We start from the raw sequence: 21,127 nt of genomic DNA on the forward strand, positions 1-21,127 counted from the left end.
TAAGGGTCGCCTTTTTTGTATGCTCGGGCGCGAGTCGCATACGGAGCATGCGTATCCTGCAAACGTGCGCGATAGCTTGGCTATTCTCCCTCGTTCCACGGGTTCATATGGACGAGCACCTCGACCACGTCCGGATCGCTGTCCATGATGCAGCGTTTGAGCGCGCGGCCGATATCGTGGCCTTGCTGGATCGTATAGTGGCTCGGAATGCCGACGCGCACGTCTACGATGATATAGTGGCCGTGCTCGCGGGCGCGGACGCGGTCGATGCGCTTGATCTCGGGTTCGCTGGCGATCAACTTTTCGTACTGCGCGAGCTTGGCCGGCGATACGTTGCGCTCCATCAGGATGTCGATGGCGTCGGTGCCCATCTCGTGGGCGAGCTTGAGCACGAGCAGCGACACGACGATGCCGGCTACGGGATCGCCGTATGCGGCCCAAGACCAATCGAGCCGTTCGCCGATATAGGCCAGACCGATCCCGATCACGGCCGCCAGCGAGGCATACACGTCGGCGAGGTGGTCGTAAGCGGTGGCGAGCACGCTCTTGCTGTTGACGGCGCGTCCGACCCGGATTGTGTACAGGTACAGGGCTTGCTTCCAGACAAGAGAAACGACGGCTGCGGCGAGCGGCAGCAGGCTCTCGCTCTCCGGCGGCTCGCGAAGGGTCAGGATGGCATGATAGCCAATCCAGAGCGCGGCGATCGCCAGAATGATGGCGACGAGCGCGGAGGCGACGACTTCCGCCTTGCCATGGCCGTATGGGTGTTCTTCGTCCGCGGGTTTCTTAGACACCATGGAGGACGTCAATGCCGCCACGGTCGCAATGATGTCGCCGGCGTTGTGAATGCCGTCGGCCACGAGCACGGGACTCGCGAAGAGCAGGCCGACGACGATCTTGAGGATGGTGAGCGCGATGTTGCTCACAAGGCTGATCCAGATGGACAGCAGCCCTGCGTTTGCTTTTGAGGTCAACGGCGGTGGCTCCTTTTGCCAATCATTGTTTCGATATTTTATCATAGCGCCGCGCGGGATGCCTAATTCGGAGGCGGTCGGAGGGAAGGGGCGAATGGTTGGATGCTGCGTGCCGGTTATCCTCGGCATGATGAGCGTCGATGGTCGCTTGCCGAGTAGTAAAGATGACGAGATTTGTTGAAATTCTCTTCATTTCTGACGCGTGAAGTTATGATTGGGTGATATACGTCGTTAAAATTGTTTATTATATGTAAAATTTATTGACATGTAATTCACGGGAGAATATGATTCATTTAACAAACGGTTGCCGTCAGGCAGACGCCTATCGCCGGATCCCCGCCCGAAGGGAGGAATGGCTCTTGTCCTCCGAGTATCGGATCGGAGAGGAGCCGCAGTCATGGAATTATGGAACGCAATCACCTCGCTGTCGCCTCCTGCCTCGAAGTTTTACGACGAGATGTTCGAAGGGACGCAGGTCAGGGGTCATTACGAAAAGGTGCAAGCCATCCTCTCGCGTCTCAGCATCGACGAGCGCGCAGCCAGGCAGCGTCAGATGAACCGCCGGCTGATGGAGGAGGGCATCACCTTCACCTTGTCGCAGCCCGGCCAATCCGAGGCGCTTGAGCGTACGATTCCGTTCGACTTGGTACCCCGCATCATTCCAGGCGCCGAATGGGAGAAGATCGAGCGCGGCGTCTCGCAGCGCGTGCGCGCTTTGAACGCATTTCTAAAGGACGTCTACCACGAGCAGCATATTTTCCAGGATGGGCTAATCCCCAGGCGCATGGTGCTTGGCAACCGCTACTTCAGAGGCGAGATGATGCGTCTCTCCGTGCCGGGCGGCGCTTACGTGACGGCATCGGGCATCGACCTGATCCGCGACGAGAAGGGCGACTACTTCGTGCTGGAGGACAATTTGCGCTCTCCTTCGGGGTTCTCGTACATTTTCAAAAGCAGGTCCACCATGACCCACGATTTTCCGGAATTATACTTCTCCCACGCCATCCGCGGCATCGACCGTACGCTGGATGCTTTTCGATCCTCCCTGCGCGCCATGGCCCAGACGGACAAGAGCGATCCCGTCATCGCGCTGCTGACGCCCGGCAGCTTCAACTCGGCGTATTTCGAGCATGCGTTTCTGGCGCAGCAGATGGGCATCGAGTTGGTAGAAGGACGCGATCTCGTCTGCGAGGACCACAAGATCTACATGCGCGGCACCCGCGGCAAACGGCGGGTCGACGTGCTGTACAGGCGGATCGACGACGACTTCCTCGACCCGCTCGCCTTCCGGCCGGATTCGATGCTCGGCGTCGCCGGGCTGATGAACGCTTACCGCTTCGGCAATATCGCGATCGCGAATGCGCCGGGCACGGGCGTGGCCGACGACAAAGCGATATACACCTTCGTACCGGACATGATCCGCTACTATCTGAACGAAACGCCGATTCTTTCCAATGTGCCCACTTATCTGATGAGTCGTCCGGAAGAAAGGGAATACGTGCTGCAGCGGCTGGATGAGATGGTCGTCAAGGAAACGTCGCTGTCGGGCGGCTACGGCATGCTGATCGGTCCTTCGTCGACCGAGGGAGAGCGCGCGGCCTTCGCTCAGAAGATCATGGCCGATCCCGACAATTATATCGCGCAGCCGACGATCAAGCTGTCCACCGCCCCCGTCTGCATGGACGGACGGCTCGTATCGCGGCATATCGATCTTCGCGTGTTCGCGCTCATGAACGGCAGTCGGGTGCATGTGCTGCCCGGCGGGCTCACGCGCGTCGCCATGAAGGAAGGTTCGCTGGTCGTCAATTCGTCCCAAGGGGGCGGCTGCAAGGATACATGGGTATTAGCATGATCGTGACGAGGAGGAGACGCTATGCTGGACCGCATCGCGGAATCGTTGTTCTGGATCGGACGCTATACGGAGAGGGCGGAAAACCACGCGCGGCTCATTGACGTGTACTACCACCTCCGGGAGGATGAGCAGGGGCCGGATGAACAGGTGTGGCGCCGCATCGTAGGCGCGATCGGCGATCTCTCGGCTTACGAGGAGAAGCATGCCGCCTACGGCGAACGCGAGGTCATCCACTTTCTGACGCTGGACGCGACGCAGGCCAACTCGCTGGTCGTCTGCGTCTCCCAGGCGCGGGATAATCTGAGGAAGATTCGGGATCGGCTCCCTTCCGAGCTATGGAATCTGCTGAACGGCTTCTATCTATGGCTGAAAAGCTGCGATACGGCCGAGGTGCTCGGAGACTCGCCTCATCGGTTTTATCAGCGTATCAAGGAAGGCCTGGCGGCGTTCCAAGGGACGGCGGTGTCGATCGCGCTGCGCGACGATGCGTACAGCATGATGGAGAGCGGACGGTATCTCGAGCGTTCCGAAAATATCGTGCGGCTGCTTCAATCCGTGCTGCGATATACGGCGGAGACGGGAAGCTCTTCCTACGCCTACCTGATGGCCGTGCTCAAGTCGGTCGGCGGGTACGAGGCCTTTCGCAGGCTCGGCATCGAGGAGCTGAGCACGGAGGAGGTGTCGTCGTTTCTGCTGGCGCAAGAGCAATTCCCGCGGTCCGTCCACTATGCGCTCGCGAGCTTCTCGGACCACCTCAAGGCGCTGCGAGCCGGGGCGAGCCGGTCGGGCTCGGGGCTCGACCGGATCATTCGGACCGCCGACAAAGCCCGCTCCGAACTGGGGTGGCTGGAGCGCCCGGACATCAACGCCGATTCGCTGGACGCCGTCCTGCAGCAACTGCTCGCGACGAACAGTCAGCTCGGCGAGGCGATGGCGAAGGCTTTTTTTTCCCCCGGACGGGAGGTCACGGCATGAAGCTGGATATTACCCACGTCACGACCTACAGGTACGGCGCGCCGGTGACGGACAGTGTCAATGAGCTGCGGCTCGCCCCTCGGACTGACGAGCGCCAAGCCTGCTACCAGCACCGTCTGATCATCGAGCCCAACGTTTCCTTGATGTCTTACGAAGATTACTTCGGCAATCGCGTGCATGCCTTTACGGCCAACCATCCGCATCGGGAGCTCGTCATCACTTCCCGGTCGACGGTCGTCACCCGCGACTCGGAGATGAAGCGCAAGTCCGAGACCGAGCCGTTCGAGTCGTGGTCGCGGCTGCGCACCGACGCGTTTCGCGACGCCAATGCGGAGTATCTGCTGCCGACGCCCTTCGCGACCTTTCATCCGACGGTTGCGGGGTACGCCGAGGATGCGGCATGCGGAGCCGAGCGGGTAGGCGTATTCGACTTTGTCCAATGCGCGTCCGGCCGCATCTTCGGCGACTTCGAGTACAAGCCGCTGTCGACGGCGGTCCACACGACGGCCGACGAGATGATCGCCATCGGCTCGGGCGTCTGCCAGGACTTCGCGCATCTGCTGCTCGCGATCTGCCGCATGCGCGGCGTGCCCGCGCGGTACGTGAGCGGGTACCACTTCGTCGGCGACCTGCAGGGGCGGAATGCGGACTTCGAGCAGGCTTCCCACGCATGGGTCGAGGTGTACGTGCCCGGCATGGGCTGGCAGGGCTTCGATCCCACTAACAACGGGCTCGTGGACTGGCGGTACGTCAAGCTGGCGCATGGCCGGGACTACCTGGACATCGTGCCGGTCAAGGGCGTGTATCGGGGGACCGGCGAGCAGACGCTGACGGTGAACGTGGATGTGCAGCTGGCGGGATAACGCGGGCGAGGTTGGATGCAGGTAGCGGGAGAATTATATATTTGCTGCCGGCAGGGTGCGTATGAAAAGTTGTCCGGGAGTCGCGGAAATGCGGCGGCGGGCGGCTTTTTTTGTTGCGGGAGGCGAAGCCTGCTGACTAGTAAGCGATGGAGCCGGAAGCGGGCTGGGGAGTCGGATCGCATGCTGAATAGCAGGGGATGAGGCCGGAAGCGAGCTGGGGAGCCGGATCGCCTGCTGAATAGTAGGCGATGGGGCCAAGAACGAGCTGTGGGGTCGGATCGCATGCTGAATAGCAGGGGATGAGGCCGGAAGCGAGCTGGGGAGCCGGATCGCCTGCTGAATAGTAGGCGATGAGGCCAAGAACGAGCTGTGGGGTCGGATCGCCTGCTGAATAGCAGGGGATGGATCAGAGACACCTCGTTTTCAATGATGAATGTTCGGATTCTGGTCTAAGTAAAACGTGCTTCTTATTGATAATGTTAAAAATCGTCGCCTTTTACGTACGATTCGCGCAATTATCATTGACACGTACGCCTGACGCGCGTAAACTAACTGTCGGGAAGCAGTGAACACAACATTTGAGCGGCTAACCCAGCTGCAGCTGCTTTACCGTATCGCAAGACAACAATTTACCTAACCGCCATCAGGCATCGACTATACGCGCATTCGTATATCTCCGGCGATAAGGGCCGGTGGTCTCTACCGGGAACCGTGAATTCCCGACTACGAAGGAGCGGAGGGCATCTCCGTATCTTTTGGCGGTCGGGAATTTTTCATTTTCGGGAGGCAGAACAAAATGACGAATGCTTATGACGTCATCGTCGTCGGCGCCGGGCCGGCGGGTATTTTCGCGTGCTACGAGCTCTATCGCAAGTCCCCGCGTCTTAAGGTGCTGCTGCTGGACAAGGGCCATGAGATCCACCGCCGCCGGTGCCCGATCCTCGAAGAGAAGATTCAGCTCTGTCCCCCGGCTGCCGGGAAAAAAGAATTCGCCGGCTGCCTGCCGGCCTGCTCGATCACGGCGGGCTTCGGCGGGGCGGGCGCGTACAGCGACGGGAAGTTCAACATTACGACCGAGTTCGGCGGTTGGCTGACGGATTATCTGCCGGCCTCGCAGGTGCTGGGCCTCATTAAGTACGTAGACGAGGTCAACCTCTCCCACGGCGCGACGCATACCATTACCGACCCGACGACCGACGTCGTCAAGAGCATCGAACAGCGTGCTTATGCCGCCGGTCTGAAGCTGCTGCGCGCGCAGGTGCGGCACCTCGGCACGGAGCAGAACCTGGAGATTCTGAAGTCGATCGCCGCCTACCTGGCGGACAAGATCGAGATGCGGTTCAAGACGGAGGTCGCGGACCTGCTGACCGTAAAGGAAGGCGGCGGGCACCGGGCGACGGGCGTCGTCCTGAAGGGCGGCGAGGAGCTGTTCGCGGACACGGTCGTGGTCGCGCCGGGACGGGACGGATCGGCTTGGCTGACGGAGGTGCTGAAGAAGCGCCGCATCAAAATGCACAGCAACCAGGTCGATATCGGCGTACGGGTCGAGACGTCGGATGTGGTCATGCGCGAGATCAACGAGCATTTATACGAGGGAAAGTTCGTGTTCAACACGTCGGTGGGCACGCGCGTCCGCACGTTTTGCAGCAATCCGTCCGGACACGTGGTCGTCGAAAACCACAGCGGCGTCATGGCCGCGAACGGCCATGCGTTCAAGGATCCGGCGCTCGGCTCGTCCAATACGAACTTCGCGCTGCTCGTGTCGCACAAGTTCACCGAGCCGTTCGACAAGCCGAACGAATACGCGCGGGAAATTTGCGAGCGCGCGAACGACCTGTCCGGCGGCGGCGTCATCGTGCAGAAGTACGGCGATATCCTGCGGGGACGCCGTTCGACCGCAGCGCGGATCAAGGAAGGTTTCCTGGAGCCGACGTTAAAAGAAGCCGTGCCTGGAGATCTGGGCCTGGTCCTGCCGTACAACACGATGAAGAGCCTGATCGAGATGGTCGAAGCGCTGGACAAGGTAACGCCAGGCCTTGCGTCCGAGCATACGCTGTTTTACGGCGTCGAGGCGAAGTTCTACTCCGCGCGTCCGCAGCTGACGGACCGGCTTGAGACCGAGATCGCCGGATTGTACTGCGGCGGCGACGGCGCGGGCATCACGCGGGGACTCGCGCAAGCCGGCGCGGCAGGGGTATGGATCGCGCGCGCCGTCGCAGAGCGCATGAAGGGGAAGACCGACAGCTTGGGCGCGGCATCATCGGATATCGTCTCCGTATAAACCACGGTCAACAGTTTGTCTGTCCGGCGCTTCTCGAAGCTATAAAAATAAGGGGAGGCAGCGTATCGCGCTGCCTCCCTTTATTTTTATGCGCCGCCCTGCTCCGCGATCTTCCCGAACGCCTTGACGAATTCGGCGGCCGGATAGGCGCCGGACAAGCCGTACTTGCCGTTCAGCACGAAAAAGGGAACGCCCGAGATGCCCATGGCCGAAGCGCGCTCCAGATCCTCCTGCACCTCCTCGGCTCCGCGGCCTTCGTCCAGCGCCGTCTCGAGCGGGAAGGTCTCAAGGCCAAGGTCCGCCGCGATCTCGAGCAGCACGTCGCGCTTCGCGATATCTCTGCCGTACTCAAAATATGCCATCATGACGGCGTCGATCCAAGCCTCCTGCCGATCTGCGGGCAGGATCGCGGTCAGGCGATGCGCCAGCACCGTATTCGGCATCCGCGTCACGCGGTCGAACCGGAACGGCACGCCGACGGCCGCGCCGGCATCGGTCACGCGCTGCAGCATCTCCTCGATGCGGTGTTCGCCGCCCATTTTGTGCGCCATCGAAGCGCGGAAGGGCAACCCTTCGGGGGGCAGCGAATGATCCAGCAGAAAGGCATGATAGCTCACGGTGACGTCCTCTCCGGATTCCGAAACCCATTGTTCGATCGCGTCGATCACGTTCTTTTTGCCGATTCTGCACCAAGGGCAGACCATGTCGGAGTAAATGTCGATATGCATGAGCGTTAGCTCCTCGTCTTTTTGAAGTTGGGGCGGCGGGGCGCTAGGCTTCGCCGACACCTTGAGTATGCCAGAACGAGCGGTCGCGATCAACGTGCGGACCTTGCGTATCCGTGGTAACATGGCCTAAGATCGTCGCGAAAAGGAGTGGACGGGATGCGGTGGACGAAGGCATCGGCCGTGGAACTGCTGAACGGCGAATGGATGCCCCGGCTAGGGCTGGGCGTATGGCGGGCCAAGTCGGGCGCGGAAACGGAGAATGCGGTGAGGGCCGCGCTGGCGGCGGGTTACCGCGCGATCGATACCGCGTCGCTGTACGGCAACGAAGCGGACGTAGGCCGGGCGATCCGCGATTCCGGCATCGCGAGAGACAAGCTGTTCGTCACGTCCAAGGTATGGAACGACGAGCAGGGCTACGACGAGACGCTGCGCGCCTTTTACAGGAGCAAGGAGCGGCTCGGCATCGGCGCGGTCGATCTTTATTTGGTGCACTGGCCCGTGCCGGGCAAGTACAAGGATACATACCGGGCGCTGGAACGCCTGTACGACGAAGGCGAAGTGCGCGCCATCGGCGTCAGCAACTTCAAGATCCATCACTTGGAGGACTTGATGGGCGTCTGCCGAATCAAGCCGATGGTCAATCAGGTGGAGCTGCATCCGCTGCTGACGCAGAAGCCCTTGCTTGAATTCCTGCGGCGCGAAGGCATCCAGCCGGAGGCGTGGCGCCCGCTCATGCAGGGACGGCTGGACCTGCCGCTGCTGGCCGAGCTGGCGGACAAATACGGCAAGACGCCGGCGCAGGTCGTGCTCCGTTGGCATCTGCAACAGGAGATCGTCGTCATTCCCAAATCAGTGCAAGCGCGGCGCATCGAGGAGAACGCGGACGTGTTCGACTTCGCGCTCTCCGATGCGGACATGGCCCGGATCGACGGGCTGAACGAGGATCGCCGCTTCGGCATGGATCCGGATCTGGTCCGGGGCGATTGAGCGTGCGCGCCTTGGAATAGGGCGGGAGCGCGGGCGGCATGCTAAGCTTTAACCGTGTCGTATCTCCCCTTGACAGCTGCAACTGTAACTGTTAATATTACAGTAACCCGCCGGGAAAGGGGGCGCCGCATATGAACAGCGAATTTATTATTGCCGTACACAGTCTGGTCCTGCTCGCGCACAAGCCGGACGGCATGGCGTCGAGCGAAGAGATCGCGGCCAATGTCTGCACGCATCCGGCGCGGGTGCGGAAGGTACTCGGTTTCTTGCGAAAAAACGGCTACGTGACGACGCGCGAAGGCTCGGGCGGCGGATACAGGCTCTGCATCGATCCTTCGGACATGACGCTGGCGGATATTTACCGGACGATGGCGGCCGGCGCGATCACGCCGAACTGGTGCAGCGGCAATCCGGATATGGACTGCATGGTCGGTTCCAATATGCAGGAAGTGATGAATTCCGTGTTCTGCGGCGCCGAGAAGCAGCTCGAGAGCTATTTCCAGGGGATTACGATCGGTCAGATGCTGTCGCGCATCAAAGCGTGTCAGAAGACTTAGCCGCGGGTAAGGTTCGTTGTGCGCTCCGCGCGCGGGATGGCAGCAGTCGCAGGATGGAGCGGACCGGAGCCATGGCGCTTCGTCGTCCGATCATCATATAGGAACGATATACAGAATTCATTAAACCTCTGAAGGAGTGGATTACGATGGCCGTAGTCGTAACGAAGGACAACTTTAACGAGACCGTTAGCGAAGGCGTGTCTCTGCTTGATTTCTGGGCGCCGTGGTGCGGACCTTGCAAAATGCAGCTCCCGATCGTCGAAGAACTGTCGTCCGAGCTTCAAGGCACGGCGACGATCGCCAAGGTGAACGTCGACGAGCAGCCTGAGCTGGCTTCCCAATTCGGCGTCATGAGCATCCCGACGCTGATCCTGTTCAAGGATGGCCAACCGGTCGACAAGCTGGTCGGTCTGCAAAGCAAGGATTCCCTGAAGGCCAAGATTCAAAACCAGCTCTAATCGAGCCTGCTACGCGAACAAGCACCCCGTCCAAGGACGCGGTGCTTGTTTTTTTGAGCGGATCAGAGCATATGCGTTAGAAGGGCTGGAGCTTCCCGGATGATGTTGCGGGTCGAATAACTGCGTTTTTACACTTATTTTTTTACCGTATAGCGACGCTTTATGAAATAAATGCAAAAGTGCAGTTAAATTCAAAGAATGCACGATAATCAGGCTTAATTGGGGATTTAGATGCGTTTTTGCATCTATCCCTTCTAAAAGGGTCGAGTTCGGTTAAATTAGGTGCATTTTTGCATTTATTACGGCGAAGGATCAACGGGGGCGAGGCATAAGAATACGCCCATGCTGCCGTACTAAATTGTCCACTGCGCATGCGTCAGGGCGACCAGCCGCCAATCGCTGCCGTTCTGCACGAACGTAAGGATCAAGCTCTCCCAATCCATGCCGTCGGCGGAGTCGTCGAAGCCCGGGAAGTGGAATTCCACGAAGGCCGAGCCGGGATACGTATCTTGTCCGTTGTAGACGGAATTGCCTTTGCCGACGAGCTTGTTCGCGGAGATCGACGGGGCGGTATCGAAGTCCTTGTCGTACACGAACTTGTCGAAGTAATCGCGGAAGGACAGCTCGATCGGATCGCCGCTGCCGTCCGCCGTGCCCCATTTGATCTTGTCCTGGCTCTTGAAGGAAGGCAGCGCTTCGGGCTTGAATATTCGATCCGTCTCCGTCATCGCGGCGTAGGGCGAAAAGCGAAGCCCGAGCTTCGGATCGATCCACGAGGAAAGGCGCTTCAAATCGCGGTCGCGGAGCGCCTCCACGACATCCTTGGCCGCGGCGGACAGCGCCTTTTGGGAATCGGACGGAGCGGCGGAAGCCGAGGATGAGGATGAGGCCGTCGCGGCGGAGCCTTCGGATGGCGTTGAATCGGTTTGCGAAGCGACGGGAGTGCCCGAAGTCGCCGACGGAGCGGCATTGCGATCGTCGTTGCCTCCGCCGCATCCGGCCAGCAGCGCCACGGCGAGCAGCATGGCGAAGTATGGGAGCATCCTGGGTTTCATGATGTATAACCTCCTAGAAGAGATACGGAATTTAGCTCTTTTTTAAATTCGTATATCTTAGACGCAAAATGTCGCCGGATGTTCCGGTGCGGGGGCACGAATATTGGGATAAATAAAGCGCGCGAGGCGTTGGGAATCCTAGGTAACCACGGCTTTTCCGGTCGTAATGCTTTCGTAAGATTCTTTTAAGCCTTTCGTTGAAAATCGGTTAGCGGTTCGTTAGGCCTAAGCGGTACCCTGAGATCATAACGGATCGGGGAGGAGCATCATCATGAACAGAACAAGGGTGGAAAAATCGGGCAAGCCGCTCTGCCTGCTGCTGGCGACCGCTGCGCTGGCGGCTGCGCTGGCGGGATGCGGAACGGACAAGGCGAATGACAATCCGCCGATGCCGTCGGCAAGCATGAAGAATGACGGCATGATGTCGCCGGAAGCGAGCATGAAGGACGACGGCATGATGTCGCCGGAAGCGAGCATGAAGGACGACGGCATGATGTCGCCGGAAGCGAGCATGAAGGACGACGGCATGATGTCGCCGGAGGCGAGCAAGAAGAGTGACGGCATGATGTCGCCGGAGGCGAGCAAGAAGAGTGACGGCATGATGTCGCTGGAGGCGAGCATGAAGGACGACGGCATGATGTCGCCGCAGGCGAGCATGAAAGAAGGCGGCATGGGCGAAAAGTAAGCGTAACAATTCGCGCTGGCGGCTGTGCTATAATCTGGTTAATCGAATGAAGGAGAGATCTGGATGGCAGCAACGGTGCTGGTCGCGGACGACGAGCGGGATATTACCGACGTCTGCCGCAGATATCTGGAACGCGAAGGGTTCGAGGTGCTCGTCGCGGACGACGGCGATCAGGCGCTGCGGCTCTGGCGGTCGAGACGCCCGGATCTGCTCGTGCTCGACCTCATGATGCCGGGCATGTCTGGTTGGGACGTCTGCACCGCCGTTCGCGACGAAGAGGACGTGCCGATCATCATGCTGACCGCAAGGGGAGAGGAGAGCGATCGGCTGCTCGGCTGCTCGGCTTGACGCTTGGCGCGGACGATTACTTGACCAAGCCGTTCAGTCCACGGGAGCTTGTGCTGCGCGTACGCAACATTTTGCGCCGCGCGGCGCCTCCCGCGGAACCCGCCGACAAGCCGGCGCCAAGGGAAGAAGGCCTTCACTTCGAAGGCCTTTCCCTTTATCCGGCACAGCGCAAGGTGAAGGCGGGCGACCGGGTCGTGGAGCTCACGGCTATCGAGTTCGATCTCCTCGAATGGTTCGCGCGCCATCCGGGACAGGTCTTTTCAAGAAGTCAGCTGCTGAGCCGGGTGTGGGACATCGCGTTCGAAGGCGATTCGACCACGGTCACCGTGCACATGCGCAGGCTGAGGGAGAAGATCGAGCCGAACCCGTCCAAGCCGGCATGGCTGAAAACGGTATGGGGCATCGGCTACCGGTTCGAAGGGCAGCCCGCCGAATGAAGGGCCGGACGGTAAGGCTGCGCACCTATCTTCTGATATCCAATGCCGTCAGTTTGGGCGCTATTTTAGCCGTATTGTTCTATTGCTACAGCCGCATGCTGCTCAGCGCGCCGACGTTCATCTGGCTGGGCGGGGCCACGCTGCTGGCCGGAGGCTTGTCGTTCATCCTCCACTTCGTGCTGGTCATGCCGCTTGCCCGCGCGGCGAACCGGATCGGCGAAGCGTCCGGCAGAATCGCTTCCGGCGAGCTCGGCACGGAGGTGCCGATCGTAGGACCAGCCGAATTCCGACTGCTGGCGGAACGGTTCAACGCGATGAGCCGGCAGCTTAAAGCCAGCTTCGACCGGCTGACTAAGTCCGAGGCATCGCGCAGGGAGCTCGTGGCGAACGTCGCGCACGATCTGCGCACGCCGCTCGCGCTGCTGCAGTCCCACTCCGAGGCGCTGCTGGACGGCGTCGTCGACGACGAGGACGCGCGTGGCGATTACCTTCAGGTGATCCGAAAAGAATCGGTACGGCTCGGGCGTCTCGTCCAGGATCTGTTCGATCTGTCGAAGCTGGACGCCGGCGCAGACCCTTTTGAGCCTCGGCCCGCGGCGCTCGAAGACGTGCTGATCGATACGTTGAACGTCTACAGGCCCAAGCTGGAGGAGAAAAATCTGGAGGTCGTCGTAAGGCTCCCCGAACCGTCTCCGGTCGTGTGGGGCGTCGAGAGCGAGCTGCGTCGGATCGCGGCCAATCTGCTCGACAACGCGATTCGGCATTCCCCGAACGGAGGATGCATCGAATGGCGGGCGACGATCGGGGACAGCGGCATGGTCGCGGTCGCACTCAGGGACGAAGGGGACGGCGTGCCGGAGGAGGAGCGGGAGCGAATCTTCGAGCGCTTTTACCGTTCGGATCGAAGCAGGCGACGCGAGAGCGGGGGCGCCGGTCTCGGTCTCTCGATCGCCAGGTCGCTGACGGAGCGGCACGGCGGCGAGATCGGCGTGGCGCCTGCGGGCGACGGAGGAAGCGAATTTCGATTTACGCTGAAGCTGGCCGACGCCGGAAGCGGTGCGGCCCTCGGACGGAGGAGGGACGAAGATGAAGGAGCGTAAACGGGCGGGCTTCGGCAAGCAGCTGGCGGAGCTGCACCGCTGGAATGCATGGCTGGTCGTCGTGCTGGCGATCAGCGGATTGATCCTGTCGTGGGGCGCGGCGAGGGGATGGCTGGGCGAGGGGCGCGTCTGGATCAAGCAGCTCCACATCTACATCGGTCTCATCACGGGCATCGTGCTCGTCCTTTACGCGCCGCTGCTCAAGCGACATCTGAAGCAGCTTCGGGGCAGGCAAGGGCAGCGAGGCAATCTGGCGTTCGTCGTCTTCCTGCTGCTCGGCTGGCTGGCGTCGGGCATCGTGCTCTGGCAGCTGCGCCACCTGCCGCCCCGCTGGGCGACGAACGCGCTTGTCGTCCACGATCTGTTGACGTGGGTGGGCTTGCCGTACGCGGCGTATCACTCGATCACCCGAATGCGTTGGGCGAAAAAGCCGCAGCGGCGCGCCGTTCGAACGGATGAGGGGGCTGCGGCAGCGGCAGGCTCGGACACGAAGCGTCCGTATGCCGGCGGTCTGCATCCGGCCGCGAGCCCGCAGCCGTGGATGACGCGCCGCCAGTTCATCCGGAGCGCGGTCGGCGTGGCGCTGGCCGCCGCGGTGCTGCCGTCCTTTTTCCGCTGGATGGGCGGCAGCCTGAGTCTGACCTCCGGCTCGGGCAGCATCGCCGCGGACGAGACGGATGCGAACCGTATGCTTCCTGCGCCGCAGCCGCTGCCGGACTCGGCGAACGTCATCGGCGGCGGCGCGAAGGGCAGCTTCCGCCTCTACACGGTGACGCCGCTCCCGCATTTCGACTCGGATACTTGGCGCTTCACGGTCGACGGCCTGGTCGACAAGCCCGCGACGTGGACATGGGAACAATTTCTTGCGATCAAGCGCAAGGTACAGGTCAGCGACTTTCACTGCGTCACCGGCTGGTCGGTGTACGGCAATACTTGGGAAGGCATCCCGCTCTCGCAGATCCTGGACGCGGCAGGCGTGCAAGCGAGCGCGCAGTACGTGAAGTTCTACTCCGGAGACGGCGAATATACGGACGCCCTTTCCCTCGAGCAAGCGCGAATGAAGGACGTCCTGGTCGCCGTGCTCCACGACGGCAAGCCGATTCACCGGGATTACGGCGGTCCCGTCCGCCTTATCGTGCCGGGCATGTACGCGTACAAATCGGTGAAGTGGCTGGACCGCATCGAGCTGATCGACCGGCCCCATATCGGATATTGGGAAGAACGGGGCTACGACAACGACGCATGGGTGAAGGCCTAATCGCCTTCACCCTTTCGCTCCCGCTCCGTTTATTCGGATTTGCCTGCCTTGTCCGTCTCGTCCGCGCCGTCGGCTTGAACCTCCGACAGCGCTTTTTTCATGAGCGCCTCCGCCCCGGACTGGATCGCCCCGAACGCCTTGTCTTCCGTTTCCTTGTTCTCCACCACGTTTCGGATATGCCCGTTCACGAGCTCGGCGAACGAGGTGTCGAAGCTGCCGGGCCCTTGCGGCTCGCCATAATAATAACGATCGATCGTATTCGTCGGCCGCAGCGCGTAGAACGGCTTGTAGTCCGGGTCTTGCTTCCACTCGGGATAGTCTGCCTGAACGGACAAGTCCATGCCGCCGAGCGTGCCGCCGAGCGCGGCTTTGGCTTGACCGACGTGCGCCGACATGAAATAGGAGAGTACCTCCCAAGCTTCCTCGGCGTGCGACGCGGAGACGGGGATGGCGAACACCTCGTACATCTGCAGCTCTCCGCCGAAGGCGGGGTCGGAGCTGCGGGCGGGCGCCGTGACGACGCCCCAATCGAACTTCGGCTTGCCTGACTTGAGATTCGTCATCAGATTGTCGTCGTCGATCGTAATCGCCGCTTTGCCTTGCTTGAAGAGATCGACCGCCTCCATCGCCGCCTGATCATAGTAGGTCCGGCCGTCCGACTCCCTCGCCTCGGGCCAAGTGGCGACGAACGTGCCGCGCTTGTAGGCGGCGGCGACCTGCTTGAACAGACGCTCCCAGCCCTGCGAATCAAAGGTGACCGCGCCGGTCTTGGCGTTCGCGTAGGTCAACCCTTCGTTGCCGGCGATACGCTGCAGCAGGTCGAACGGGCCGCGGAGCCAAGGGATATGCAGTCCGACCTCGCCTTTTTCAAGCCGCTTGTCCTGCATGACGCGGTCGGCCAGCGCGATCGTCTGCTCCCAGTTCATGCCGTCCGTCGGGTAGGGAATGCCGAGGCGATCGAATATATTCTTGTTGTAATACATCGCGCTGGCGTGGAAGCCCGGGCCGATCCCGTAGAGCGGGCCGCCTTCCTCGCCGCGAAGGAAATCCAGCACGCCCGGCGTCACGGCATCGTTCAGCTTCGTTTTCTTCTGCGCGGCCCATTCCTCCAGGTTCTGGAGTTTATCCGCTTTGCGCATCAGGCTGTAGTCCGGGACGTTCAAAATGAGCAGGTCCGGCTTTTCTTTGTCCATAAAGGCGGCCAGCGTCTTTTCGTCGTAGGCTTTATAATCGTTGTCCGCCTGCATCGGTACGAAGCGGACGTCCCAGTCGGGGAAGCCGGCTTCGATAAAGTCCCTGAATTGCATGTCGTACGTGTAGTTCTGGCAGCAGGCGACGGTGAGCGTCTTCGGCAGGTCTTGGGTTTGCGCGCTCTTCGTGCACCCTGCGGCGATTGCAAGCAGGACGGAGAGCGCCATCAGCGCGGCAAGCCGCCTCATGGCGTTGCCTCCGTCTTGGCTTGACCGCCCGCGGAGGCGGCGCGGATCGCCTGCTCGGCTTTGGCCTGCAGCGCCTTGAGCAGCGCGGGCACGTCGAGCTCGCCGTCGTCCAGGTTCTGCGTCCTGTCGTTGGCCTCGGTCCAGACGACGCCGGCAACGCTTTTGTATGCCGGATCCGAATTCCGCGCGGCGGCGTCAAGCGCGCGCGAAGGATCGACGGCGGCGCGGTAGAATACGGAGGACCGCGCGTCGTCTGCCGCCGCGTCCGCCGCTACGGTCGGCAGGGAGTCCCCGTGCGGGAACCGAACCAACCGGTTCGCCTGCGACGGACTCATGATATATTTCAGCAGCTCCCAAGCGGCGTCCGCATGCGGGGATTTTTCTGGAATGGCGAACACGAACGGGACCTCGAAAGCGCCGTCCGTTCCGCGCGCCCCTTCGTCAGTGGGCGGGGACAAGACGCCCCAGTCTTGCTCGCCGAGGCCCATAGCGGATCCGGCTTGGGAGATGTTGTTGAGATAGGAACTCGAGGCGTAGGTCATCGCCGAACGGCCGTTCAGAAACGGATCGTGCGCGTACAGCTCCTTCATCTCGACGCTGCCCTCCCACTTGAGCGCCGGCTCGTTGCTGATCCAGCCCTCCCGATGGCCCGCCGCCAGCTTCGTCCACAGCGTCGTCCACGCGGGCGTGTCGACCGTTGCCTCCTTGAGTTTGGCGTCGGCGAGGCGCAGCCCCTGGCTGCTTCCGATCAGATTGGCTTCGAACCAGATCGCCGAATTGTAGCCGAAGCTGACGCCGTAGACCGGCTTCTCGTTTTTTTTCAAGCCCTCGAACCTCGCCGCCAAGTTCATGACTTCTGCCCACGTCATGCCGTCCGTCGGCTCGGGTACGCCGTTTTCCCGGAACAGCTTGCGGTTGTAGTACAGCGCGAATCCCGTGAATTCGGGGGCGAACCCGTACAGTCCGCCGCCGCCGGCTTCGCGCACGGTATTCTTGACGGCAGTCTGCCAGCTGTCATCCGATACGTTATCCCGCTTCATCCATGTATCCAGCGGCTTCAGCAGACCCGCGGCCGACAACTCCGGCAAGTAGGCGAGCGGGACCTGCACCAGGTCGGCCTGGCTCTTTTGCAGCTGCGCCTTGAATGTGTCGATGCCCGGCGTCAGGTTGAGCAGATTGGCGCTCTTGCCCGGGTATTCGGAATATTCGAATCTGACCGACGGATGCCGGATAATAAAGGGCTGACCGTACAAAGACATGAAGCCGCCGTTGTCCCAATACATAATGTTCAGCGTCGTCGTCTCCGCGTCGCTGATGACCGGCTTTGCCGCTTCTTCGTGCGTAAATAGCTCTGTCAGCTCGCCCCGGAAGACTACGGCTCCCGCGATCAGCAGCGCGACGACGGAGGCCGCGGCGGCGCGTCGTCTACGCCTGGCGCGTCGTTCCAGCATCTTGATGCGCTCCTTCACTTTTTTTATCGTCGGGGTGCCGAAGCCCCCGGAGCCGAGCGGCAGGTCCGACAGCGTGCGTTCCCAGCGGTCGCGATCGTCCTTCATGCTCGCCCGCTCCCTTCTTCGTCGTCTTCGCGCCCGTGTTCGAACTTCTTGTTCATCGCGGCCCGCGCCCTGTGAATGCGCGACTTGACCGTTCCTTCCGACACCTGGAGCAGCTCGGCGATCTCGGCCATGCTCAGGCCGTGGTGCGCCTGGAGCAGCAGGCTCTCCCGCAGCTTGCGCGGCAACTCCATGACCGTTCGCCAGATTTCCCGCTGTCGATAGGAGCCGAGCCATTCGTTCTCCGCGGACATCTGCGACTCGCGCACCGGCATGACCGCCGGCAGGCGAATGCGGCGATACCAGGCCGACTTGAAGTGATCCAGCGCCGTGTTGCGCGTGATCTTCAGCAGCCAGGCGCGGGCGCCCGATTCGCCGCGTAGCGTATGCAAGCTCTGATACGCCTTGATAAATACGTCCTGCGCGATATCTTCGGCCGTCTCCCGTTTGCCGGTCATGAAAAAGGCGTAATTCCACACGTCGCGGCCGTAAGTGAGCATGAGCTCCTCCAGCACGGCGTCGCGGTCGACGCCTCCGGTCATATGCTTCAAATAATCGTGATCCAACGCATCCACCTCTTCTCCTCGACGGCCGCAGCCGTTCCGGAGCCCCTGTGCATTCTATTTTTCATAGTAGCCTTCCGGCGCCGTCCGGGGAAGACCGCTTCGCATTCTCCTTTGCCCGATGATCGTGCGGCCGGCACATCTAAGGAACGACGGGCGCCGGTAAAAGTTCCCTATTCGACTTGTCGAATTTTTTTGTCGGTTTGATCGTTGTGGAGGAGGCGGGGGTATGGTAGGGTAGAGAGACTTTTGGCGGGAACGGCAAACAGAGCGGCATAGAAGCCGCTCTGCGGGATTCGTATCGAATGGACCGGGCAGCGTCAGTCGGTCTTTTTCTTCTTCTGCGGCGTCGGGGCCACGGACTTCGTGTTCTCCAGCGTGTCGTTTACGAACGCCATGTCTTGATTTTTGGCCGCCATCGCCTTCGTTCCCTTGTAATTGCCTTTATGGCTGTCGTTCTCCATGCGAATCCCTCCTTGGGCTCGTTCGAAAATGTAGGCGAAGCGGCGACCGCCGGCAAAGGCCGCAGCGCCTCGCGCAGCATAGGTTAACCGAATTAAAGGGGCTGTTATCCATCATGTCACGCCGATCCAAGCGACTGTCGTTCGTCGTAGTTATCATCGTCTTCGCGGCGGCGCTCGCGCTGACTGCCTGCGGCGGCGCGGGGCCCGCCGAGCCGGTCGCCGCTCCATCTGGGGTCGCGGAGCAAAGGGAAAACGGAGATGCGCCATTATCGGGCACGACTGTCGCCGGCGACGCTGCGGCTTTGATCGAGCAAGCCCGCGCGGCTATGTCGGACGTCGGGCGCTATGCATTTACGCTTCATCTCGTTCAAAAGCTGGGCGGAGGAGCCGCGGCCGACTCGGTGTTCGAGGTGACCAATGCGGGCAAGGTCGAGCGTTCCCCGCTCAAGCTCGACCAGACGATCGACAGCGTCCAGGACGGGGATAAGTCCACGCTGCGCGCGATCCTCGTGCCGAACGCCTACTATGTGTACGACCCTTCTTTGGAAGAATGGGGCAAGCTGTCCAGCGAGCAGGCCGCGGATATCGCGCGGACGCTGTCCGATTATCAGTCCGATCCCGCGGCGGCGTTAGCTTCCGCCTCTTCGCTCGGCGCCGGTCTTTCTTCCGTTAGCGAGGCGGGGCGCGACGTTGTCCGATATGAAGGGAAAGGGCCGGAGGCGCTGGCGTTTCTCAAGCACATTTTGGAGGGGACGCTCGACCTGGACAGTTTGGACGAAGAGGTGCAGCGCAGCATTCGGCTGAAGTCGCTGTCCGCCAGTTTTACGTTAGACGCCGCCACGCACTTGCCGCTCGCCTACCGCGTCGAATCGGAGATGACGATCGAATACGAGCCGGGCTTGCCGTCCGAGCTGAGCCAATTATTTGAAGGCACCTATGCGAAACACGGGGCGACCGAGGCGATCGCGGTGCCGAAGGCGGCGCTCGAGGCGCCGGAGCTCGATCCGCCGATCGACGATCCGGCGGCAACGGAGGGGGATCTGGGGACGCTGGACGATTTGGACGGGCTGGAGGGACTGGACTCGTATTGAGAATCGGCGGAGGACGTTGGTTTGAAGGCCGAGGTTGCCGGTTAGGTGGACGCAGGTCCCGGCCTTCCGTTATAATGTCTGAAGTATAATTGAACCGTGAACGGCCGTCCGGCGCTACTCCGCGAGGGCCGCGCGAAGTCAGGAGTGTATAGCGAATGCCACTGTCCTGTGGTATCGTCGGCCTGCCCAACGTCGGCAAGTCGACTTTATTCAATGCCATCACCCAAGCGGGTGCCGAGATGGCCAACTATCCGTTCTGTACGATCGACCCGAACGTCGGCGTCGTCGAAGTTCCGGACGAGCGCCTGCAGAAGCTCGCCGATATCGTTACGCCTAACCGGATCGTGCCGACCGCGTTCGAATTCGTCGATATCGCCGGCCTGGTCAAGGGCGCGAGCCGCGGCGAGGGCCTTGGCAACAAGTTCTTGGCCAACATCCGCGAAGTCGACGCCATCGTGCACGTCGTGCGCTGCTTCGTCGACGAGAATATCACCCACGTATCGGGCAAGATCGATCCGATCAACGATATCGAGGTCATCAACCTGGAGCTGATCCTGGCGGACATCGACTCCGTCGAGAAGCGCATGGATCGCTCCCGCAAGAACATGAAGGGCGGCGACAAGAAGTACGCCCAAGAGGTCGAGGTGCTCGAGCGCATCCACGCCGCGCTGCTCGAAGAGAAGCCCGTCCGCAGCGTCGAGCTGTCGGACGAAGAGCGCCTGCTCGTGCGCGACCTGCACTTGTTGACGATCAAGCCGGTACTGTACGCGGCCAACGTGAGCGAGGGAGAAGCGGCGAACGCCGACGGCAACGAGTACGTGCAGCGCGTACGCGAATTCGCGGCGGCCGAGGGCTCCGAGGTCGTGCCGATCAGCGCGCGCGTCGAGTCCGAGATCGCCGAGCTCGAGGGCGAGGACCGCGAGATGTTCCTCGAGGAGCTCGGCTTGAGCGAGTCCGGCCTCGATCGTCTCATTCGGGCGGCCTACAAGCTGCTCGGCCTGTACACGTACTTCACGGCCGGCGTGCAGGAAGTGCGCGCCTGGACGATCCGCAAGGGCACCAAGGCGCCGCAGGCGGCCGCCGTTATACACACCGACTTCGAACGCGGCTTCATCCGCGCCGAGGTCGTGTCGTACGAAGACCTGGTAGGCGCGGGCTCCATGAACGCCGCCAAGGAAAAGGGCCAGCTTCGCCTCGAAGGCAAGGAATACGTCGTCGCCGACGGCGACGTCATGCATTTCCGGTTTAACGTATAGTAGTTGGCGCTGCACAGCGCATGAAGAAGCCCGGGCGGGATGCCCGGGCTTTTTCGCGTAAAGAGGATGGGGCGGTTGATGCTGCAGGCAGTGCGGGAGGGAAAGCGAGTTACGCGGTTTTGCCGCGCAACTGCGCCCTTGGACCGGCAACCGCTGAGAGTTACACGGTTTTGCCGCGCAACTCCCCCTCAGGATCGGCAACC

19 protein-coding genes, 1 pseudogene and 1 riboswitch are annotated in these 21,127 nt (G+C 61.4%); of the genes and pseudogenes, 13 read left to right on the forward strand and 7 right to left on the reverse strand.

Features of this window, described 5'->3' with window-relative positions; all coding sequences use genetic code 11:
* Window positions 1–80 precede the first annotated feature (80 nt).
* Entirely contained in the window at window positions 81–974 is an 894-nt protein-coding gene (locus BM235_RS20585) for a cation diffusion facilitator family transporter (protein WP_255374498.1), read from the reverse strand.
* Window positions 975–1,371: 397 nt separating this feature from the next.
* On the opposite strand from BM235_RS20585, the gene BM235_RS20590 reads away from it, so the two are divergent.
* From BM235_RS20590 to BM235_RS20605, 4 genes are all read left to right on the forward strand, one after another.
* A complete protein-coding gene (locus tag BM235_RS20590) occupies window positions 1,372–2,826 on the forward strand; it encodes a circularly permuted type 2 ATP-grasp protein (protein WP_090116121.1) in 1,455 nt (484 codons plus the stop codon).
* Between the two features lie 21 nt (window positions 2,827–2,847).
* A complete protein-coding gene (locus tag BM235_RS20595) occupies window positions 2,848–3,801 on the forward strand; it encodes an alpha-E domain-containing protein (RefSeq protein ID WP_090116122.1) in 954 nt (317 codons plus the stop codon).
* Complete coding sequence (locus BM235_RS20600; RefSeq protein WP_090116123.1) at window positions 3,798–4,664, forward strand: transglutaminase family protein; 867 nt, start codon at window positions 3,798–3,800, stop codon at window positions 4,662–4,664. Before BM235_RS20595 ends, BM235_RS20600 begins: the two co-directional genes overlap by 4 nt.
* 646 nt (window positions 4,665–5,310) lie before the next feature.
* A riboswitch (purine riboswitch) is annotated at window positions 5,311–5,410 on the forward strand.
* Between the two features lie 50 nt (window positions 5,411–5,460).
* On the forward strand, window positions 5,461–6,945 hold the full coding sequence (locus BM235_RS20605; protein ID WP_090116124.1) for an NAD(P)/FAD-dependent oxidoreductase: 1,485 nt from the start codon (window positions 5,461–5,463) through the stop codon (window positions 6,943–6,945).
* 86 nt (window positions 6,946–7,031) lie between these two features.
* Here BM235_RS20605 and BM235_RS20610 read toward each other — a convergent pair whose 3' ends face one another.
* Window positions 7,032–7,673, reverse strand: coding sequence for a DsbA family oxidoreductase (locus BM235_RS20610; protein WP_090116125.1), 642 nt, complete (start codon window positions 7,671–7,673; stop codon window positions 7,032–7,034).
* Between the two features lie 156 nt (window positions 7,674–7,829).
* On the opposite strand from BM235_RS20610, the gene BM235_RS20615 reads away from it, so the two are divergent.
* The 3 genes from BM235_RS20615 to trxA all read left to right on the forward strand — a co-directional run bounded on the left by BM235_RS20615 (window position 7,830) and on the right by trxA (window position 9,675).
* On the forward strand, window positions 7,830–8,660 hold the full coding sequence (locus BM235_RS20615; RefSeq protein ID WP_090116126.1) for an aldo/keto reductase: 831 nt from the start codon (window positions 7,830–7,832) through the stop codon (window positions 8,658–8,660).
* Window positions 8,661–8,791: 131 nt separating this feature from the next.
* Entirely contained in the window at window positions 8,792–9,217 is a 426-nt protein-coding gene (locus BM235_RS20620; RefSeq protein ID WP_090116127.1) for an RrF2 family transcriptional regulator, read from the forward strand.
* A 146-nt stretch (window positions 9,218–9,363) separates the two neighbouring features.
* The gene (trxA, locus tag BM235_RS20625) at window positions 9,364–9,675 is read left to right on the forward strand and encodes a thioredoxin (RefSeq protein WP_090116128.1); all 312 of its coding nucleotides are present in this window, start codon (window positions 9,364–9,366) and stop codon (window positions 9,673–9,675) included.
* A 353-nt stretch (window positions 9,676–10,028) separates the two neighbouring features.
* On the opposite strand, the gene BM235_RS20630 is transcribed toward trxA, so the two are convergent.
* On the reverse strand, window positions 10,029–10,730 hold the full coding sequence (locus tag BM235_RS20630) for a hypothetical protein (protein ID WP_090116129.1): 702 nt from the start codon (window positions 10,728–10,730) through the stop codon (window positions 10,029–10,031).
* A gap of 271 nt (window positions 10,731–11,001) precedes the next feature.
* On the opposite strand from BM235_RS20630, the gene BM235_RS20635 reads away from it, so the two are divergent.
* The 4 genes and pseudogenes from BM235_RS20635 to BM235_RS20650 all read left to right on the forward strand — a co-directional run bounded on the left by BM235_RS20635 (window position 11,002) and on the right by BM235_RS20650 (window position 14,558).
* Window positions 11,002–11,415 carry a hypothetical protein gene (locus BM235_RS20635; protein WP_090116130.1) on the forward strand — a complete coding sequence of 138 codons (414 nt, stop codon included), beginning with the start codon at window positions 11,002–11,004 and terminating at the stop codon, window positions 11,413–11,415.
* 63 nt (window positions 11,416–11,478) lie between these two features.
* Window positions 11,479–12,200 (forward strand): annotated as a pseudogene (locus tag BM235_RS20640) (response regulator transcription factor).
* Window positions 12,197–13,300 carry a sensor histidine kinase gene (locus BM235_RS20645; protein ID WP_090116131.1) on the forward strand — a complete coding sequence of 368 codons (1,104 nt, stop codon included), beginning with the start codon at window positions 12,197–12,199 and terminating at the stop codon, window positions 13,298–13,300. Before BM235_RS20640 ends, BM235_RS20645 begins: the two are co-directional and overlap by 4 nt.
* Complete coding sequence (locus BM235_RS20650; protein ID WP_090116132.1) at window positions 13,287–14,558, forward strand: molybdopterin-dependent oxidoreductase; 1,272 nt, start codon at window positions 13,287–13,289, stop codon at window positions 14,556–14,558. The genes BM235_RS20645 and BM235_RS20650 overlap by 14 nt, the downstream gene beginning before the upstream one ends.
* A 29-nt stretch (window positions 14,559–14,587) precedes the next feature.
* Here the strand turns inward: BM235_RS20650 and BM235_RS20655 are convergent, their stop codons facing one another.
* The 4 genes from BM235_RS20655 to BM235_RS32135 form a co-directional block, all read right to left on the reverse strand.
* Window positions 14,588–15,997 carry an ABC transporter substrate-binding protein gene (locus BM235_RS20655; RefSeq protein WP_090116133.1) on the reverse strand — a complete coding sequence of 470 codons (1,410 nt, stop codon included), beginning with the start codon at window positions 15,995–15,997 and terminating at the stop codon, window positions 14,588–14,590.
* Window positions 15,994–17,553, reverse strand: coding sequence for an ABC transporter substrate-binding protein (locus tag BM235_RS20660; protein ID WP_090116134.1), 1,560 nt, complete (start codon window positions 17,551–17,553; stop codon window positions 15,994–15,996). The genes BM235_RS20655 and BM235_RS20660 overlap by 4 nt, the downstream gene beginning before the upstream one ends.
* Complete coding sequence (locus BM235_RS20665; RefSeq protein WP_090116135.1) at window positions 17,550–18,116, reverse strand: RNA polymerase sigma factor; 567 nt, start codon at window positions 18,114–18,116, stop codon at window positions 17,550–17,552. Before BM235_RS20665 ends, BM235_RS20660 begins: the two co-directional genes overlap by 4 nt.
* 317 nt (window positions 18,117–18,433) lie before the next feature.
* On the reverse strand, window positions 18,434–18,577 hold the full coding sequence (locus tag BM235_RS32135; protein WP_177244262.1) for a hypothetical protein: 144 nt from the start codon (window positions 18,575–18,577) through the stop codon (window positions 18,434–18,436).
* Between the two features lie 113 nt (window positions 18,578–18,690).
* Here BM235_RS32135 and BM235_RS20670 point away from each other — a divergent pair, with 113 nt between their 5' ends.
* Window positions 18,691–19,668 (forward strand): DUF6612 family protein, encoded by a 978-nt coding sequence (locus tag BM235_RS20670; protein WP_090116136.1) that lies wholly within the window; start codon window positions 18,691–18,693, stop codon window positions 19,666–19,668.
* A gap of 155 nt (window positions 19,669–19,823) precedes the next feature.
* The gene (gene ychF / locus BM235_RS20675; RefSeq protein ID WP_090116137.1) at window positions 19,824–20,924 is read left to right on the forward strand and encodes a redox-regulated ATPase YchF; all 1,101 of its coding nucleotides are present in this window, start codon (window positions 19,824–19,826) and stop codon (window positions 20,922–20,924) included.
* The last annotated feature ends 203 nt before the right edge of the window (window positions 20,925–21,127 follow it).

Origin of the sequence: Cohnella sp. OV330, from assembly GCF_900112065.1 — a bacterium.
Taxonomy (GTDB): domain Bacteria; phylum Bacillota; class Bacilli; order Paenibacillales; family Paenibacillaceae; genus Cohnella.